At 66.1% G+C, this 522-nt stretch carries 1 pseudogene; it reads left to right on the forward strand.

Annotated elements, in window-relative coordinates:
• Positions 1-522: pseudogene (locus ACXJKO_RS32105) on the forward strand (IS5/IS1182 family transposase); the annotation flags it as partial.

Below are 522 nucleotides of genomic sequence, written 5' to 3' on the forward strand. Positions count from 1 at the left end.
GAGGCCAGCATCGCACACTATCTGTCCGCCCTCGACACCGCCGACCGGCAGGAGAGCGCACTGGCGCAGGAGAAGGCCGGACGGATCAAGGACAAGATCGCGGCACTCAGAGAGCAGATGCAGCAGTTCCGGGAGTTGGAGCCGCAGGTGCTGGCCGCTCCCGACCAGCAGATCTCGCTCACCGATCCGGATGCGCGTGCCATGACAAACCGCGGCATCGGCACGGGGATCGTGGGCTGCAACGTGCAGGCCGCGGTGGATGCCCAGCACCATCTGATCGTCGCGCATGAGGTGACCAACAGCGGCTCGGATCGGGGGCAGTTGTCGGTGATGGCTCAGCAGGCGCAGACGGCCCTGGGCACGCCGAGCCTGGAGGCTGTGGCGGACAGGGGCTACTACAAGGGCGAGGATATCCTGGCCTGCGAGCGAGCCGGCATCACGCCCTCTGTGCCCAAGACCCTTACGTCGTGCGCCAAGGCCGATGGTCGCTTCGGCAAGCAGGATTTCGTCTATCATCCCGAG

This window comes from Microvirga sp. P5_D2 (genome assembly GCF_054049475.1).